Source organism: Leptothoe sp. PORK10 BA2 (assembly GCF_034932105.1).
GTDB lineage: Bacteria > Cyanobacteriota > Cyanobacteriia > Phormidesmidales > Phormidesmidaceae > Leptothoe.
In genome coordinates this window covers 22,542-39,149 of the sequence record NZ_JAYGIG010000121.1, presented here as the reverse complement: position 1 = coordinate 39,149, position 16,608 = coordinate 22,542, and the positions used below count along the sequence as shown (strand labels likewise).

Genomic DNA, 16,608 nt, shown 5'->3' with positions numbered 1-16,608 from the left:
CCGTAAGGGTCTGGCTCCACCCAGGGGAGAGAACCCTACCGAATATTAGGGCTTGCCGAAGGTCAACCAGGCCATCCCGTCGGTGGTGATGAAACCTAGGGGAGAGAACCCTCATGGTTGGATCGGTTGGCCGTACTCTAGGGATAAGGTAGAGCTGACATTGAGCGATCAATAAAAAATTCTGGCGAAAACAGCATGGCGAAAACAGCATTAATTACAGGGGCCTCCGGCGGCATTGGGTACGAACTGGCTAAGGTTTTTGCCACCCATGCATATGACCTGATTTTGGTCGCCCGCAGCACCGATAAACTCCAGCAAATTCAATCTGAACTGACCCAGTCCCACCCTGGACAGGTCCATATCTTTAGCTACGACCTCAGTCAGCCTGCATCCCCCTTGGCCCTATTTGAACAGGTGCAACAGCAGGGGCTAACGGTGGATGTGTTAGTTAACAATGCTGGCTTTGGGGATTATGGTCCCTTGGCTGAGTGTGACTGGGACAAACACAGTGCCCTGCTACAGCTCAACATGGTTACCCTGACCCACCTGACCCGACTATTTTTGCCGCCGATGCTGGAGCGGGGATCTGGCAAAGTGCTCAATGTGGCTTCAACCGCTGCCTTTCAGCCAGGGCCCTTTATGGCAGCCTACTATGCCAGTAAAGCCTATGTGATGTCGTTTACAGAAGCCCTGGCCCACGAAGTTGATGGCACAGGCATTACGGCGACGGTACTGTGCCCAGGACCAACCAGAGGAACAGATTTTCAGGCTCGGGCTAAACTGGGCGAAGTGGAGTTTTTTAAGCAACTCAAACTGCCTGATGCCGCTGCTGTAGCACAGTTTGGCTACGATGCCCTAGAACGCAATCAGGTCGTAGCCGTCCATGGTGTCTTGAACCGGCTGCTGGTGTTTACTAATCGCATCATGCCCCGGCGTACCGTCACGAATGCGGTGGGACGGTTGCAAGCGCCAGAGGGGAAGTGAGGGAGCCAGGCAGGGGGAAAGGTTACTGGGGACGGACAGTTTTATGAATGGTGAAGGAAATGGAGGGTTCTGGGACTGTTTTAGGGGCTGACGCTGGTGGGGTGGACTGGCCGCCGATGATATCTTTGGGCTCGGTGGGGGGAGCTGATGCCTCTGGAGTATTGCGTGTGGTAGAAGCAGCGGAGATGGTGGCGGGGGGGGAATTGCTTGCGATCGCAAGTCCCAGGCCAGCAAAAATTGAGAGCGGCAGCGAAAATTCCCCAAGCCAATGGAGCCCCGTCACCCAGTTAAACAAACCCAGGGACACGTACAGACAAACCATACACAATGCCCAACCTTGCATTCCCTTTCACCACTAAATATCTTTGACCACGTTGTATCACATCTAAACCGATATACGGATAGGCAATCCCTGACCCCATTTCGATCAATTTTCTATTATCTGGCTGCTAGAGGATAGCAATAGCGTTAGAGTGGGATAGGCAGTCCCCTATCCCTAGATAGGCCCCCTCCCTGAACGATTATTAATCACTAGAAACACCGTGGACGCTCCATTTAAAGGAATCATTCGGCTCTCCAAGCGGGAAATTGAACAAATGCGCAGTGCCTGTCAGCTAGCGGCGCGTTTATTAGACCACCTAGAGCCCATGGTTCAACCCGGTGTTAGTACCCTAGAACTCAACGACGAAGCCGAGCGCTGGACCCAGGCCCATGGCGCGAAGAGTGCGCCCCTGGGCTATCCAGGCGGCGAAGGCGTAGACCCATTTCCAAAATCGATCTGCACCAGCGTCAATGAGGTGGTGTGCCACGGCATTCCTGATGCCAAGCAAATTTTACGGGACGGTGACATCATCAACGTCGATGTCACACCGATTTTAAATGGCTACCACGGAGACACCTCACGGACATTCCTAGTCGGAGATGTCTCCCCCCAGGCCCGACGACTGGTAGAAGTTACCCAAGAAAGCATGTACCGGGGGATTCAGGCCGTTAAACCCGGTGCCCGCATTGGCGACATCGGTGCCGCTATCCAAGCCTATGCCGAAGGGGAAGGATTTTCCGTCGTGCGCGACTTTGTTGGCCACGGTGTCCATCGCATCTTCCACACCGAGCCTCAAATTCCCCACTATGGAACCGCTGGCAAAGGTAAAAAGTTTTCCCCGGGCATGGTGTTTACCATCGAACCCATGATCAATGTGGGCACCTACGAGGTAGAGCTGCTAGCCGACGGCTGGACTGCCATTACCAAGGATCGTGCCCTCACAGCTCAGTTCGAACACACCGTAGTCGTGACCAAAGAGGGTGTTGATATTTTAACTAAGGCCCCCGTGGCAGCAACCGTTTAAGCTGGGCTGCCCCCAGGCCAGCCCCTGAAACTAATGCATAGAAGAATTCTATACTTACTTTTGGTGCTCACGACGATGGCCTGTGTGGCAGATCCAGAGACAGTGAGCACCACATCCCCCCCTACACCCGTGCCCGACACTGTCACTGAACCCGTGGTCGATTCCCTTGTAACCAATCCCACCGATGCCTCCGGACTCCCCGTAGCCGACCTAGTGTCGGTGGCCGTGACTGGCGAAGCCGGCAACTACACCTTTGCCGTGACCATTAGCAGTGCTGACACCGGCTGTGAACAATATGCTGACTGGTGGGAAGTGGCCGATGTCGCAACAGGTAAATTGCTATATCGCCGCATTTTGGCCCATAGCCACGTCAATGAACAACCGTTCACCCGCAGCGGTGGCCCCGTGCCCATTAGCCCCGAACAGCCCGTAATTATTAGAGCCCACATGGGCGGCATCCAGAGTCATTATGGCGGTCAGGTCCTGGGGGGATCTGTCGATGGCGGCTTTGAATTCGTGATGGATTCTTTGCCCAGTTTAGAAACTGTTGCACCTCTGCCCACAGGATGCGCTTTTTGAGTCAACCCTAACGGTCGTCATTAGGCCGCTAGGTCGTCCTGAATTTCTAACTCCCCGGTCCAAACTGCGGCCAGGAGTTCGATGCCGGTTTCACTGAGCAACACTTCCTCACCCTCATATTCAATATCATGGCTAGAGCCCCCGGCGGCCATGACTAAATCTTCGATCCAGATATGGCAAGGAGTCATGGGGGTGAGCTTGAGCAGCTGATCCAAGTGCCCACAAGTATCCGGCGGTAGCTCCCGCTGAATCAACTGATAGATGGGAATCCCGGTACGCTGCTCTACACCGCCTAAGATCTGGTGGACGTACCAGGTGGCTTCATTGGTGGGTAGCTGCAGGAGGCGTTCCTGCAGACGCTGGATCACCGCTGCCGCAAAATTCACGCCCAACTGCTGATTTAGGCTTTGTACAGGGCCGTCTAAATCCCGCTCAATCACACTGGAGATTTCATGCCAGTCAATGTGGGGAAATGCTTGTTGCAGCAGGATAAATCCGCGCTCGTTAATGTGGCAGGTACCTTGACTCAGGTCATAGGAAAAATCCTCACCGGGCTGGGCACCGGCTTCAATTAACATGCGAAAGAGTTGGACGTTATCAGATTGCATGGCACGAATCTTGAGGGATAGGTGTGGTGGGTTTTGGATTTTTTATCGTTTTATTTCATATCAAGCTAGCGACTGTATTAGGGAACTGGTGTAGTGATAGGTACCAAATTTCTCAAAAAAGCTGAAATTAAAAATTAAATTAAATCCGTAGCATCTGCTTGGTACAAGTACTGGGTATAGCAATGGTTTTCCCAAGTTGCCATCCGTCTTATGACGGATATTGTGGGTGGACCCAGGGTTAAGCCTTAGGTAAATTACGTAGGAATCAGCCCAAGGGCTGAGATTCTACGTTGAATATAGCCCTGTTCAAGGGCGACCGCTTCACCCTCAGGGGTACAACGGATGGATCAATCCGGTTGGTAAACGCGGCCTAGAACATTTCCAGTAAATGAAAATATCAGTTATCCAGGCCCCCACCCCCCTTTCTTGAATGCCCCTTGGGCCTATATTCTGGGGCTTTAAAGCTTGCCCCACCAGAATTGGGAAACCCCATTAGGCCTAGTTGGGACAATAGAACTACTGTCATAGCAGGGGGGACTTCAATCGGTATCGCTTTTTCGAGCAAACACCTAGGCCTGTTCCCGATAGGCGGCATACACGGCATTGACGTTGTACCAGTTGAGAAAAATGCGGGCTATCTCTAGGGATAGTTGGGGGCGTCCCTGATCAATCAGCCACTGTAACAGGGGTTTCAGGGTGCGTTCATTGAGCAAACCGCCCAGGGATAGTAGCCCCCACAGGGCACGGTGTATCCAGGTCATTTGGATCATCATGCGCACATCTAGGGTGGGATGTTTTTGATAGAAGACTACCCCCATGCGGGCTCGCTGGACTTCGACGTCTATCAACCGGGGTAGATCGTCGAGGCTAAAGGGGGGATGCCAGTGGTAACCAACGGCCTCTGGGCATTTGATTAGCCTCAGGCCAAGGTTTTTCAGGCGTACGCCGAGTTCTAGATCCTCCCAGCCATACTGGGTAAATTGCACGTCAAATAGGCCTGCTTCCGTGAGCCAGTGTTTTGCGATCGCAACATTCCCAGTAGCAAAAAACGCCTGGGAATAATCCGTCACCTTAAATCGCTCTGCAGTGGGCTGCTCAAAATTGCAGGTATTCACCACCCGTCCATAGGTAAAGACACGATCGTTACCGTGGTCAGAGCTGTACTTTGTCAGGGCATCGGCATGGTATTGCAGAAAACCCTCTAGAACCACCAAATCGCTATCGATAAAAATAATCGTGTCCCCTGCCGCCCTCTCCACGCCGAGGTTGCGGGCAACAGCCGCCCCCTTATGGTGCTGCTCATATAGCTTGACGTGGGGAAAATGTTCCGCATTCAACCATGCCACCGTGCCATCGGTGGAACCATCATCCACCACCACAATTTCATAGTTTTGAATCTGGGTATCGGCCCGAAACACCTGCTTTTCCATGGCTCGCAGGCATTTCTCTAAAATGGGTTTGCGGTTGTAAGTCGGAATAACAACGCTGAAAAACATGGATCGGCGATTAAGGGGAATGCCCTCCATGATAGCGGGATCACTAAACAATCTTAGGAGGAGTTGTGTTGCCCTTGAACCACTGCCGTACTATATAGGTTTGTAATCTCATCGGGAGTAAATTTATGGGTCGGGCTGAACGGGTTGTACTTGCCTATTCGGGTGGTGTGGATACGACTGTATGCATACCGTACTTAAAAAATGAATTTGGCGTCAAAGAGGTAATCACACTGGCGGCGGATCTAGGCCAAGGTGAAGAACTCGGCCCCATCCAGAAAAAAGCGCTCGATGCGGGAGTAATGGAGTCGCTGGTGGTGGATATGACAGAAACCTTCATCACGGACTACGCTTTTCCTGCAATCAAGGCCAATGCGATGTACGAAGGTCGCTATCCCCTGTCCACGGCTCTAGCCCGTCCGTTGATTGCTAAAGCACTGGTGGCGGCGGCGGAAAAGTATGGCGCCGATGCGGTGGCCCATGGCTGTACGGGCAAGGGTAATGACCAAGTGCGGTTTGATGTTGCGATCGCAGGTCTTAACCCCAGCCTCAAGGTCCTCGCCCCCGCCCGGGAATGGGGCATGAGCCGGGAAGAAGCCATCGCCTACGGCGAACAGTTCGGCCTCACCTTCCCAGTGAAAAAATCCTCCCCCTACAGCATCGACCGCAACCTGCTAGGCCGCAGCGTCGAAGCCAGCATTCTCGAAAACCCCTGGACTGAACCCCCCGAAGAAGTCTACGCCTTGACCAAAGCCATAGCCGACACACCGGATCAGCCTGAGTACATAGAAATCGACTTTGAGCAAGGCAGCCCCACCAGCATCAATGGCACCCCCCTAAGCCCCGTTGAACTGATTACCCAGCTCAATGCCCTAGCAGGCAACCACGGCATTGGTCGCCTCGATATGGTCGAAAACCGAGTGGTCGGCATCAAGTCTCGTGAGATTTACGAAACCCCTGCCCTGTTGGTGCTAATCGCCGCCCACCGCGATCTCGAAAGTCTCACCCTCAATGCCCACGTCACCCAATACAAACGGGGCATCGAACAAACCTATAGCGAGCTAGTCTACAACGGCCTCTGGTTTAGTCCTCTCAAAGCCGCCCTCGATGCCTTCATCGAACAGACCCAAGAACGGGTATCCGGTACCATCCGCATCAAACTGTTCAAGGGCAACGCCACCATTGTCGGTCGCAAATCCGTCAATGCTCTCTATAACGAGGAACTAGCCACCTACGGCGCAGACGACAAGTTTGACCACAAGGCTGCCGAAGGCTTTATCCATATCTGGGGTTTACCTATCCGCCTGTGGTCTGACAAGACTCGCCAATTATCATAGGAACCAAGCGAGAGGTTCCCGTGAAGCAGGCCGTAGAACCTTTAGGCACATCCACCAACAAGTGTTACAACAACCTTTAAAAGGTCAAAAACAACTGTAACAAACAACCTGTTTTCAAGTAAAAACCAAGGGTCATAGGGCTCCTACGGGCTTCATCGCCCTTGAAGTCGTAGGAATCCTATAGCTCTTAAGGGTTTCCTGAGAAGCTGGCCTAAATGCAGGCTAAACATTTGTCAGCAACCGTCAACATAACCAATCCATAACCGGGTCAGGGGACTCGCTTTACCCTATGTTGACCTACCACAATAGTGGACGCTACCGGCTATTAGCAAAACAACTAGGAGCCTCAGTCTACCTAACCAAACCTTACCTAGATAAAGAACTGCTCCAGATATTGCATAGCTGCCTCAACCCATAAATTAAACCCACATTTAGCCCATTCAGCCTAATCCAATCTAAACCAGCCAGTCATGGCCACGGCTAGAGCATCAGCAGCATCATCCGGCCGAGGAAGCTTCTCTAGCTTTAACTCCCGTTGCACCGCTTCCTGGACATCTTTTTTATCAGCGTTACCATACCCCGTAAGGGCTTGTTTAATTTGAGCTGGGGTAAATTCTACAAAGGGTAGTTTATGCTGGGCCAGCACTAACATGACCACCCCCCTAGCCTGGGCCACTAAAATTGTGTTGCCCATGCGGTAAAAGAACAACTTTTCGATAGAAACAGAATCAGGCCGGTAGGTTTCAATGACACTGTTCAGATCCTCATAGAGCGTACATAGCCGAGAGCCCATCTCCGTCCCTGCCGGGGTTTGAATAACGCCAAAATCCACCACTTCGAGATCCGGATTTAGATCTCGACTGGTGGCTGGATCGTATTCCAGAATGCCGAAACCTAGAATCGCTAAACCAGGATCCAATCCTAGGATTCGTTTGCGCATTTATCGAGCACCCACAGGCTTACGCCCGTTAGCAGAAGGATCCGCAATGGTCACCCCAAACACACTACCAAAGGTTTTTTCCACCTTATAACCAGAATCAATCGACTCTAGGGGGTCCTTCCGCAAACGATGACGCAGACAAAGAGCAATCACCGTTTGAATGTCATTCAGGGTTACCTCAGACCGGCCCTCATAGGCAGCAAGGGCCTTGGCGGCGCGGTTAGACACAATGTCACCCCGCAGACCATCCACATCTAGCTCAGAACATACCTGAGAAATCTGCACCCGATACTCATGCTCCAGGGTGACATCCTTGAGCCGCTGCTGAGCACTGACGATCTTCTCCTGCAGGGCCGTTTGAGCCCCTTGGTATTTCGCCAAGAACGCATCGGGGTTCTGATCAAACTCAGAGCGCTGCTCTACAATTTGCACCCGCTGGACCGGATCCTTCACCGTACGAATCTCAGCATGCATACCAAAACGGTCCAACAGCTGGGGCCGCAGTTCGCCTTCCTCAGGGTTACCGGAACCAATCAACACAAACTGAGCCGGGTGACGAATGGAAATCCCCTCCCGCTCTACGGTATTGCGCCCCGATGCCGCAGAATCCAGCAGCACATCCACCAGATGGTCATCCAGCAGATTGACCTCATCCACATAGAGCAGTCCGCGATTTGCCCTAGCCAACAGCCCAGGCTCAAAAGCTTTTACCCCCTCAGACAGGGCTTTTTCAATGTCAATCGTGCCACAAACGCGGTCTTCGGTTGCCCCCAGGGGTAGATCCACCATGGGCACTTTCATCTTTCCGACCGGCACCGTCTGACCGGCAAATTCCTGCATGACTTCAGGATCGTCAGGAGCACGGTTAAAAGGGTCGTTTTCCACCACAGGAATTTCCGGCAATAAATCTGCCAGGGCCCGAATGGTGGTGGATTTGCCCGTACCGCGATCGCCCATAATCATCACACCACCAATCTTGGGATCAATGACATTTAAGATCAGGGCAAGTTTCATATCTTCTTGACCGATAACCGCAGTGAAGGGAAAAACGGCGCGTTGGATAGAGGTAGCAGTACTCACAGGGCTTTTTAAAATGTAAGGTATTTCAACGACTAAGGTTAATTGTGCCACAGTGCGGCTCGCCTACCGATGTCTTCAGGCTCTGCTCATTTACAGCTCAGATAGATGGGTTAAGGTGTCGGTGTTTGCATCCGTCATGTTTTCCCTTGCCGCTAGTGCTGAGCCATGAGCTTTATTCATATCCGTCCAAATTGGCAACTACCCGAAAAAATAGCCACCCCAGAAGCCGCCTACTTTAATCGCCGTCGATTTCTTAAAAATTTGGCCGGTGTCGGCTTAGGCATTGCCGCCACCAGCTGCTACGGTCGGCCCTTGACAGCCCAAGGTACTGAGGTTTTAGATGATACCTTCGGTGAACCCCTGACCAATTTCACCCCTAACCCAGCCTTTGCTGACGCGGGTTGGCCCCTGACTGAGCAGAGATTTGCCAGCCGTTATAACAATTTTTATGAGTTTGGTTTAACTAAAAATATTTGGGAAAATGCCCAAAACCTACCAACGGATCCATGGAAGCTAGAGGTTTCCGGTCTAGTCAAAAATCCCACAACCTATGACCTTGATGACCTCTATACAAAATTTCCTTTAGAAGAACGCATCTACCGATTTCGCTGCGTCGAAGCCTGGGCCATGGTTGTTCCCTGGCTAGGATTTCCCATGGCTAAGCTACTTGAGGCGGTAGAACCGACATCGGACGCAAAATATGTTCGATTCGAATCATTCTACGACGAAAAAATTACTGGGGGGCCATCCATCTCCTTTTCCAACCTGCCCTGGCCCTACCATGAAGGACTGCGCATTGAGGAAATGGCAAATGAATTGGCCTTCTTTGCCGTGGGCATCTACGGACGCACGATACCGAAACAGCACGGTGCTCCCATTCGCATGGTACTGCCCTGGAAATATGGCTTCAAAGGGGGAAAATCCATCGTCAAAATTGAGTTCTTAGCGGAGCAGCCCTCCACCTACTGGAATACTATTGCCCCTAACGAATATAAATTTGAGGCCAATGTGGAACCTGATGTGCCCCATCCCCGCTGGTCGCAAAACGAGGAACGCATGGTGGGAGAAGGCGAAGCCTGGAATTGGGTCAAACGGGATACAGTTATCTATAACGGCTACGGGGATTATGTAGCAGCGCTATATGCGTAAAATACGAAATACCCGGTCACTTGGCCATACCTATGCATATTGCGGACCCCGACCATATCCACACCGTTTTGGCTTTTCCCTATCGCGGTGTGACCATTCAGATTGCCAGCGGCACCCACTTGGGGGTGAAAATCTATACTGCCTGGATCGACTACGCCACCGGCAGTGCCGTCGCGGTCCCCAAAGCCTATAGCCGTAGTGAGGCGATTAGACGGGCCAAAACCTGGGTCATGAAAAGGTTTACTGTGCACACAGTTCCGCCTGAATAGTCAGCCTAAATAGACAGCTTGAAAACGATACCCCCTCAACCAAGACCCAATTGAACAGTGCTTGAGGGGTATTTAGGTGGGCGCGTCCAGCTAGATTGAGGTGGCCCTTAGTCAGGGGAATCTTCGGAGCCAATATCCTGAATCGATGGACTTTCTGTCTTTTTATCTGGAATAAACAGCTTTTCCAACCGATCCTTAGACCAACTTTCGCTGACGAAGGATACTGCGCTAATTTCCTCAAGGCGCACTAGCCATACCGTACGACGAGAAACCTCATCGTCAGGCTCATCGTCTTCGTCAGGTTCATAGACATGGACATAAACGATCTCCACACAGGTATCGTCTAGATAAACAGGAACACCGCTTAACCCACCCCAAGGCAGGCGTACCTGAACCTCGGTGCCCTCTTGCATCGCTTCATCTAGCCGCTGATGCAACCGGCCAGCATACGTCTGCTTTTTGCTATCCCCTATGAGGTAGGGTACTTGCCGATTAGTAGTCATGGCGATCCCTGTCAGCTAATGAACAAATTTAGATTAATCAATATGATCCGGACCGATAATGATTAGACTTTGGTGGAAAGACTCATTGTTCCGATATTTGGTTTCTTACAATTGGCCATAGAAGTTAGTATGGACTCTATTAGAGTAATCATCCAGACTTCTGGGAAAATCAACAAGTGTTGACGTGACAGTAAACATGTTTGCACAAGCCCCATGGAAACCCACATGCAACCTTGGCCCCACATCATCCCTAAACAGCTCCAAGCAACGATTACACCAGCCCATGTCCATGGGGTACAGATGGTATGGAGTTGCCTATCATGGAGTTACTTATATTGACCATAGTCCAATAGCCCATCGATATGGATAGCTAGCGTACTGAGTCATCAGACTCCGATCCCCAGCCATGGCACTAGTCACTACAATAGCAAAAGCATAAATTCCGCGAACTCAACCATAGATTTGCAATACTACCCCTTTCTATTTCCATAAGATTTCTAGGAAATTCGCCCGACAGTAATAACAGTTTTTTAGATTAACGGCAGAATCTCTCTCACCATCTTGCCCTGCCCACAACAACTTTCATTGGTCATGGTGTAAGGACAGAAACAGATCTTAAATTTTTGGAAAATTTTAAAACTTTTGAACCATCCTGGGATAATAATCTAAGATCTGTTTCTGGAAAGAGATCTAACCGGTCCAGTTTTTCATCCGTCCTAGTGTCAGACTAGGTTAACGTTAGTGACCACTAAAGTAGTTGCAACAGTAGTATATATGTGTCATTGTATACCTTTACTACGCCAGTCCTACTAAGCCATACCCGCAGCAACTATCTTCACCTAGCAATCAGCTATTTAGCCGACTTTTCAACAAAATTAGGGCGATTACTACCCAAGAAGGGTAAACTCACGCTAAGAGTACTACCTCTACTGCACTACATCCGTAACACAAACAAACGTATTACAAGGATGGCAGACAATTCTCAATTCACCCATTTTCCCCAAACCAATGAGTCTTAATACCAAGCTGCCCACCACCGATATGCAAGTCACTAGCATCCGTTTTGAACGGGAGCTGATCGACAAATTAAAAACCTTGGCTGGCAGCCGTGGTTATCAATCACTGGTGCGTGAAGTCCTTTGGGACTATGTTCGCCAGCATTCCGACGATCCTGGTTTTCAAATCCAACGACAGCAGGTTCGGGTGATTATGGCAGCTGAAGCTCAACGCCGCGAGCGCTGTGCCCTAACGGGTGTACTCATTGAGCCAGAAGAGGAAATGTGGCTGGCATGGACGACGGATCATGAGTTGGTCCCATTGAGTGTTGATAGTTTGGAAGAGGATTAGGCCCAGCGGGGCGTGGGGCAACGGCAAACGCTTTTTGCTCACCTCTGTCTGGTAGTCTGGCGGCTGTAAATGCATCCAGACCTCAACCATGTCTTCCCTTAACCCATGTCTCTGCGGTAGCAATCGTCCCTATGGCAACTGTTGTGAGCCCTATTTGACTAAGGTTGAAGTGGCTCCAACGGCTGAAGCGTTGATGCGATCGCGATATGTCGCCTATTGCCATGGCAATGTAGATTACCTGATTGCTACACGCCATCCCTCCACCCGTAGGTTTGACGACCGGATCAACCTAAACAAAAGCGTAAAAGCCACTACTTGGGAAGCCTTGACGGTGCTCAATACTCGCCAGGGCAGCCAGATCGACACGACGGGGCAGGTAGAATTTATGGCGGTCCATAGCCAACCAGGCTGGGGACAGCTCCACGAGCGGTCAAGGTTTATCAAGGAGAACGGCCGCTGGTTTTATGTGGATGGTGCCATGCTACCGCCCGTTTTACCGAAGCGAAATCAGCCCTGCTGGTGTGGTAGTGGTCGAAAATTTAAGCATTGCCATGGTTAATCTAAACCCGGTCCAAGTTAAAACCGATCATTGCTCCCACGGCAAAACGACCGTTCTGAACGTAGAAAATCTAGACTTGACAAAGGTTTACATACTACGAATCGCTTAGCCAATTTACACACTGGACCTCACTCATCCCCCGATTCACTGCGATCAGTTAACTTCATAGCTAAAGAGGTTGGTGGCTGTAGGACACCATACGTAGCACCCCATACAAGGAGTTAACCATGGGCTGGATGATATCGCGTCAGGCTGACAAAGCATTTCCCCTCAGTGCCCTATTGCCCATGGGGAAAAAAGCTGCCAGTACACTTGCCTTAGGTGTGGTCCTAGGACCTGTTCTGGGCGTTATGCCGGGACCGATATTTAATCCACCATTGGCCATGGCCAATGATGGGGAAGAAGCTCCCACCTCCGCCAGTTCTCGGTTTACTTGTGAAATCCAAGCCGGTGAGTACACGGTAATGTACCATCCCAAGAGTGAGCCAGGTCAGGCCTATCCCTGGGCTGTCCCCGCAGAGATGGGCGGTGGCTGGACCCCGGAACTACGCTGTGAAACCATCAGTGCACGCTTAGAGGAGTATCGCCCCGATGGACTGGTGGAATTGCGAACTGCCACTGAAAATGGTTATGACACCATTTGTGCCACCACCGAAGAAAATTTGGATGACTGTCGAATTGTATTTACCGTACCACCGGGACAAGATCCAGTCGCCACTCGCAATGCTGTCTTTTCCAACATTACCCTAGCCGATGCAGGCACCGATACCAATGCGGTGAATACCTTGGTCGGTGGCACTAGATGGCCCGATACGGACCTATCAGACTCGGGTCTATTGGGTGCAGGAAATGTAAACAGTGAAATTTTTGGCGCTGTGGAAGAAATTTTGGGTGGCCGTTCGACCCGCCCCACCACTAACGCCATTTATCTAAAACCCTATTTAGATCCCTCTGATGGGGGTACTGGGCTCTATCTGGATCAATCAGGTCAACCCTTAAATCCGGATAATTTTCGCTAACAGCGTTCTCTAGTCCACCATCCTAGCTAGGCGGCAGTAGCTGATCGGACCATAGGCCTTTAGCTTCTAGCCATGGGCGATCAAACAGCTTTGACTGGTAGCGGGAACCACTATCACAGAGCACGGTCACAATGGTGTGGCCCGGTCCCATTTGCTTGGCCAGGGCAACGGCCGCTCCCACATTGATTCCGACGGATCCTCCCATAAACAAGCCGTCTTTATAGAGGAGCTGGTAAACCACCCGTAGGGCTTCAGGATCATCGATGCGAATGGCATCATCGGCCGGGGCTCCTGCCATGTTGCCCGTGACCCGACCGTTACCAATACCCTCGGTAATGGAATCGCCTTCGGTCTTGATTTCACCGGTTTTGACATAGCTATAGAGACCACTGCCCATAGGGTCCGCCACCACACAGTGAATGTCGGGATTCTGCTCCTTGAGGAACATGGCGGTACCGGCATAGGTGCCGCCGGTGCCCGTGGCGGCCACCCAAGCATTGACGGTACCGTTAGTCTGCTGCCAAATTTCTGGGCCGGTGGTGGCATAGTGGGCCTCGCGATTGGCCAAATTTTCAAACTGATTGGCCCAAATGGCATTCTCTAGCTCATCCGCTAACCGACCTGATACTTTGACATAGTTATTGGGGTCCCGATAGGGCACCGCCGGTACGGTCCGCACATCGGCCCCTAGGGTACGGAGCAGATCAATTTTTTCCTTAGACTGGGTTTCTGGAATGACAATGACACACCGGTAGCCCTTAGCGTTACAGATGTGGGTGAGACCAATGCCCGTATTCCCAGCGGTGCCTTCCACCACGGTGCCACCGGGCTTCAGCAGTCCTTTTTTCTCGGCATCTTCGATGATGAACAAAGCAGCTCGATCTTTAACCGAGCCACCGGGGTTAAGAAATTCCGCCTTACCTAGGATTTCGCAGCCGGTTTCATCGGAAAAACTATTCAACCGAATCAGCGGGGTATTGCCAACGGAGCCAACAAAACCTTGCTTGATATCCATAGAAGTCTTCATTCAGTAAACGTTGCGTATGCAGTCTTTTTATCGTAATGGGGAATGGACTATGGGACGAGGTAGAGGCAGGGAAAAAACAAATCCTTCCTAAAAAACGAAAAGGATGCCCCATGGAGACATCCTTTTCGTTTTAACAGACCTGGTTCACTGTCCTACGGGTCATTACCCTAACCAACCCGTAGGACAGCAATAATTCAGGCTAATGACTTCAGACTACTTATTCGGCCTACTTATTCGGCTGAGGAGTCATGCGTAGATAGGGCTTCACTTCGGTAATCCCTTTGGGGAACTGCTGCTTAGCATCTTCGGTAGAGATGGAAGGCACCACAACACAGTCACCGCCATCCTGCCAGTTAGCAGGTGTGGCCACCTTGTGATAGTCGGTCAACTGCAGGGAATCAATTACTCGCAGAATTTCATCAAAGTTACGACCAGTACTCGCCGGATAGGTAATGGTTAGACGTAGCTTCTTATTGGGATCGATCACGAACACGGACCGTACGGTCAGCGTATTACCCGTACTGGAATTGGGGTGGATCATCCCATATAACTGGGAGACCGTCTTGTCTTCATCCGCCAGAATGGGGTAGTCAACGGAGGTGCCTTGAGTTTCGTTGATATCACCGATCCAGCCTTGGTGAGATTCCACACCATCAACGCTGAGGGCAATAGTCTTTACATTGCGCTTGTCGAATTCAGCCCGGTACTTAGCCACGGTGCCCAGCTCAGTGGTGCAAACGGGAGTGTAGTCAGCAGGGTGGGAGAAAAGAACGACCCAGCTATCGCCAGCCCACTCATAAAAATTGATATCCCCAGCTGAAGATTTCTGGGTAAAGTCTGGGACTTGATCGCCTAGTTGAAGAGCCATAACGGAATTTCCTGATTGTTTCCTTACATCAAAACGACTGGATTAAAGCCTTACGCTGAGACCATTCCAGCTAAGCATCTCACAAACCCCGGTATTCCGGTAGGAGTTTAGATGATTCTTAATCATCGTAGCTTGAAAGAATCAAAATAGTATCAATTGCCTCAATGGCCTACGAGTAAATATGTATATTTTTTAACCTTGTCCGGCGGCCCCACGTCCCCCCTCCCTTTCATCCTTGCCCCTGCCCATTGCAACCAATACCGATTAAGCTTAGAAACTATAAGAATCCAGTAGAATCCAAGGAAAAGCCATGGCAGAGACAGCTAAACGAGTCCTGTTGGTAGATGATGAACCAGGCTTGCGTGAGGCGGTTCAAGCCTATTTAGAGGACAGTGATTTTCAGGTGCGAACTGCGAGTAATGCGGAGGAAGGCCTGGAGTTATTGCAAAAGGAAGCCCCAGATGTGCTGATCTCAGACATCATGATGCCTGAGGTGAATGGTTATGAGTTTCTCAAGCAGGTGCGGGAAAACCCTCGCTTTAAGTCATTGCCGGTGATTTTCTTGACGGCTCGCGGCATGACGAGCGATCGCATCCAAGGCTACAACGCTGGCTGCGATGCCTACCTCTCTAAACCCTTTGACCCCGAAGAGTTGGTGGCCATGGTGACGAATCTGATTGAACGCCAGGCAGCCCGTACCCCTGAGACGGGTGCAGTTCCCGACATTGCCGCCATGGCCCGGCAAATTGAGGAGATTAAGGCCCTGCTCACCCAGCGCGGTACCATCCCCCAAAAAACGTCACCGATTCGCATTGACCTCACCCCCCGCGAACAGGATGTTCTGAACTTGGTGGCAGAAGGTCTGATGAATAAGGAAATTGCTAGCCGTCTGGGGACGACGGTACGGAACGTAGAAAAGTACGTCAGCCGGTTATTTGGGAAGACCGGTACCAACAGCCGGACAGAGCTGGTTCGATTTGCCCTAGAGCATGGGTTAGTGACGACCTAGGCCAAACTGCTTGAACTAAGCCAAACTAATCAAACAAGTCCAGGGGAAACGGTCCATAGGTGCCATTCACTAGGTCATATTCCGGTTCGGTGGTGTGGAATGACACGAGCACCCCCCGGTTAGGACCGACATAGTCATCCAGATACCAGGCTCCTTTAAGGGTATTGAACTTGATGTACACTGCGCCTTCCCGCTCAGGCAGCTCCAGATTAATGGGCCGGGCCAACTTGCGGACATAGGCTTCCATGGCTGCCTTACCCGCAGCTAGGGTGTCGGTACAAATGCCCAAGGTTTCGTATTCGGCTAGGTCGCTAAACCACAGCAGCGCTTCCATCAGCTCCTGCTTCTGGGGCAGAGATAGTTGTGGGGGGACCGCCAGACTGCTGAACTTGGATAACCGTTGGCGCACGTCTTGGATATTGGCGGGGGTGGGCTGGAAGGTTGACATAGCGCCTAGACGAAGAGGGGGGCTCAGGTGGACTTGTTCTGAT

Annotated in this window: 19 protein-coding genes; 10 read left to right on the top strand and 9 right to left on the bottom strand. The window is 51.3% G+C overall.

From position 1 onward, the window contains the following. Positions 1 to 195 precede the first annotated feature (195 nt). A complete protein-coding gene (locus tag VB741_RS18660; RefSeq protein WP_323366707.1) occupies positions 196 to 984 on the top strand; it encodes an SDR family NAD(P)-dependent oxidoreductase in 789 nt (262 codons plus the stop codon). Positions 985 to 1,006: 22 nt separating this feature from the next. Here the strand turns inward: VB741_RS18660 and VB741_RS18655 are convergent, their stop codons facing one another. Beyond that, entirely contained in the window at positions 1,007 to 1,306 is a 300-nt protein-coding gene (locus VB741_RS18655) for a hypothetical protein (protein WP_323366706.1), read from the bottom strand. Between the two features lie 220 nt (positions 1,307 to 1,526). Here VB741_RS18655 and map point away from each other — a divergent pair, with 220 nt between their 5' ends. Next, complete coding sequence (gene map, locus VB741_RS18650; RefSeq protein ID WP_323366705.1) at positions 1,527 to 2,330, top strand: type I methionyl aminopeptidase; 804 nt, start codon at positions 1,527 to 1,529, stop codon at positions 2,328 to 2,330. A 60-nt stretch (positions 2,331 to 2,390) separates the two neighbouring features. Beyond that, on the top strand, positions 2,391 to 2,909 hold the full coding sequence (locus VB741_RS18645; protein ID WP_323366704.1) for a hypothetical protein: 519 nt from the start codon (positions 2,391 to 2,393) through the stop codon (positions 2,907 to 2,909). Positions 2,910 to 2,929: 20 nt separating this feature from the next. On the opposite strand, the gene VB741_RS18640 is transcribed toward VB741_RS18645, so the two are convergent. After that, positions 2,930 to 3,517 carry a hypothetical protein gene (locus tag VB741_RS18640; protein ID WP_323366703.1) on the bottom strand — a complete coding sequence of 196 codons (588 nt, stop codon included), beginning with the start codon at positions 3,515 to 3,517 and terminating at the stop codon, positions 2,930 to 2,932. Positions 3,518 to 4,086: 569 nt separating this feature from the next. Further along, the gene (locus VB741_RS18635; RefSeq protein WP_323366702.1) at positions 4,087 to 5,013 is read right to left on the bottom strand and encodes a glycosyltransferase family 2 protein; all 927 of its coding nucleotides are present in this window, start codon (positions 5,011 to 5,013) and stop codon (positions 4,087 to 4,089) included. Positions 5,014 to 5,138: 125 nt separating this feature from the next. Here VB741_RS18635 and VB741_RS18630 point away from each other — a divergent pair, with 125 nt between their 5' ends. Next, positions 5,139 to 6,347, top strand: a complete 1,209-nt coding sequence (locus tag VB741_RS18630) for an argininosuccinate synthase (protein ID WP_323366701.1) — start codon at positions 5,139 to 5,141, stop codon at positions 6,345 to 6,347. A 445-nt stretch (positions 6,348 to 6,792) separates the two neighbouring features. Here VB741_RS18630 and ruvC read toward each other — a convergent pair whose 3' ends face one another. Beyond that, complete coding sequence (gene ruvC / locus VB741_RS18625) at positions 6,793 to 7,287, bottom strand: crossover junction endodeoxyribonuclease RuvC (RefSeq protein WP_323366700.1); 495 nt, start codon at positions 7,285 to 7,287, stop codon at positions 6,793 to 6,795. Continuing rightward, positions 7,288 to 8,367: a magnesium chelatase ATPase subunit I gene (gene bchI, locus VB741_RS18620; RefSeq protein WP_323366699.1), complete on the bottom strand. Its 1,080-nt coding sequence runs from the start codon at positions 8,365 to 8,367 to the stop codon at positions 7,288 to 7,290. Between the two features lie 165 nt (positions 8,368 to 8,532). On the opposite strand from bchI, the gene msrP reads away from it, so the two are divergent. Next, complete coding sequence (gene msrP / locus VB741_RS18615; RefSeq protein WP_323366698.1) at positions 8,533 to 9,516, top strand: protein-methionine-sulfoxide reductase catalytic subunit MsrP; 984 nt, start codon at positions 8,533 to 8,535, stop codon at positions 9,514 to 9,516. 32 nt (positions 9,517 to 9,548) lie between these two features. Continuing rightward, a complete protein-coding gene (locus tag VB741_RS18610) occupies positions 9,549 to 9,785 on the top strand; it encodes a hypothetical protein (RefSeq protein WP_323366697.1) in 237 nt (78 codons plus the stop codon). Between the two features lie 107 nt (positions 9,786 to 9,892). Here the strand turns inward: VB741_RS18610 and VB741_RS18605 are convergent, their stop codons facing one another. Continuing rightward, positions 9,893 to 10,288: a hypothetical protein gene (locus VB741_RS18605; RefSeq protein ID WP_323366696.1), complete on the bottom strand. Its 396-nt coding sequence runs from the start codon at positions 10,286 to 10,288 to the stop codon at positions 9,893 to 9,895. Positions 10,289 to 11,296: 1,008 nt separating this feature from the next. Between VB741_RS18605 and VB741_RS18600 the strand changes: the two genes are divergently transcribed. The 3 genes from VB741_RS18600 (at position 11,297) to VB741_RS18590 (ending at position 13,213) form a co-directional block, all read left to right on the top strand. Continuing rightward, positions 11,297 to 11,635, top strand: coding sequence for a hypothetical protein (locus VB741_RS18600; RefSeq protein ID WP_323366695.1), 339 nt, complete (start codon positions 11,297 to 11,299; stop codon positions 11,633 to 11,635). An 88-nt stretch (positions 11,636 to 11,723) separates the two neighbouring features. Beyond that, on the top strand, positions 11,724 to 12,194 hold the full coding sequence (locus VB741_RS18595) for a YchJ family protein (RefSeq protein WP_323366694.1): 471 nt from the start codon (positions 11,724 to 11,726) through the stop codon (positions 12,192 to 12,194). 227 nt (positions 12,195 to 12,421) lie between these two features. Continuing rightward, positions 12,422 to 13,213 (top strand): COP23 domain-containing protein, encoded by a 792-nt coding sequence (locus VB741_RS18590; protein WP_323366693.1) that lies wholly within the window; start codon positions 12,422 to 12,424, stop codon positions 13,211 to 13,213. Positions 13,214 to 13,235: 22 nt separating this feature from the next. Here VB741_RS18590 and VB741_RS18585 read toward each other — a convergent pair whose 3' ends face one another. Together VB741_RS18585 and VB741_RS18580 are read right to left on the bottom strand one after the other, a co-directional pair. Continuing rightward, positions 13,236 to 14,228: a cysteine synthase A gene (locus VB741_RS18585; RefSeq protein WP_323366692.1), complete on the bottom strand. Its 993-nt coding sequence runs from the start codon at positions 14,226 to 14,228 to the stop codon at positions 13,236 to 13,238. A 238-nt stretch (positions 14,229 to 14,466) separates the two neighbouring features. After that, positions 14,467 to 15,108: a peroxiredoxin gene (locus VB741_RS18580; protein ID WP_323366691.1), complete on the bottom strand. Its 642-nt coding sequence runs from the start codon at positions 15,106 to 15,108 to the stop codon at positions 14,467 to 14,469. 310 nt (positions 15,109 to 15,418) lie between these two features. Between VB741_RS18580 and VB741_RS18575 the strand changes: the two genes are divergently transcribed. Next, a complete protein-coding gene (locus VB741_RS18575) occupies positions 15,419 to 16,117 on the top strand; it encodes a response regulator transcription factor (RefSeq protein ID WP_323366690.1) in 699 nt (232 codons plus the stop codon). Between the two features lie 25 nt (positions 16,118 to 16,142). Here the strand turns inward: VB741_RS18575 and VB741_RS18570 are convergent, their stop codons facing one another. After that, on the bottom strand, positions 16,143 to 16,565 hold the full coding sequence (locus VB741_RS18570) for a DUF1824 family protein (protein ID WP_323366689.1): 423 nt from the start codon (positions 16,563 to 16,565) through the stop codon (positions 16,143 to 16,145). Between the last annotated feature and the right edge of the window lie 43 nt (positions 16,566 to 16,608).

Coding starts and splice junctions, on each gene's coding strand:
- VB741_RS18660 (WP_323366707.1), top strand. CDS start 196: ATGGCGAAAACAGCATTAATTACAGGGGCCTCCGGCGGCATTGGGTAC.
- VB741_RS18655 (WP_323366706.1), bottom strand. CDS start 1,306: ATGGTTTGTCTGTACGTGTCCCTGGGTTTGTTTAACTGGGTGACGGGG.
- VB741_RS18640 (WP_323366703.1), bottom strand. CDS start 3,517: ATGCAATCTGATAACGTCCAACTCTTTCGCATGTTAATTGAAGCCGGT.
- VB741_RS18635 (WP_323366702.1), bottom strand. CDS start 5,013: ATGTTTTTCAGCGTTGTTATTCCGACTTACAACCGCAAACCCATTTTA.
- VB741_RS18630 (WP_323366701.1), top strand. CDS start 5,139: ATGGGTCGGGCTGAACGGGTTGTACTTGCCTATTCGGGTGGTGTGGAT.
- ruvC (WP_323366700.1), bottom strand. CDS start 7,287: ATGCGCAAACGAATCCTAGGATTGGATCCTGGTTTAGCGATTCTAGGT.
- msrP (WP_323366698.1), top strand. CDS start 8,533: ATGAGCTTTATTCATATCCGTCCAAATTGGCAACTACCCGAAAAAATA.
- VB741_RS18610 (WP_323366697.1), top strand. CDS start 9,549: ATGCATATTGCGGACCCCGACCATATCCACACCGTTTTGGCTTTTCCC.
- VB741_RS18605 (WP_323366696.1), bottom strand. CDS start 10,288: ATGACTACTAATCGGCAAGTACCCTACCTCATAGGGGATAGCAAAAAG.
- VB741_RS18600 (WP_323366695.1), top strand. CDS start 11,297: ATGAGTCTTAATACCAAGCTGCCCACCACCGATATGCAAGTCACTAGC.
- VB741_RS18595 (WP_323366694.1), top strand. CDS start 11,724: ATGTCTTCCCTTAACCCATGTCTCTGCGGTAGCAATCGTCCCTATGGC.
- VB741_RS18590 (WP_323366693.1), top strand. CDS start 12,422: ATGGGCTGGATGATATCGCGTCAGGCTGACAAAGCATTTCCCCTCAGT.
- VB741_RS18585 (WP_323366692.1), bottom strand. CDS start 14,228: ATGGATATCAAGCAAGGTTTTGTTGGCTCCGTTGGCAATACCCCGCTG.
- VB741_RS18580 (WP_323366691.1), bottom strand. CDS start 15,108: ATGGCTCTTCAACTAGGCGATCAAGTCCCAGACTTTACCCAGAAATCT.
- VB741_RS18575 (WP_323366690.1), top strand. CDS start 15,419: ATGGCAGAGACAGCTAAACGAGTCCTGTTGGTAGATGATGAACCAGGC.
- VB741_RS18570 (WP_323366689.1), bottom strand. CDS start 16,565: ATGTCAACCTTCCAGCCCACCCCCGCCAATATCCAAGACGTGCGCCAA.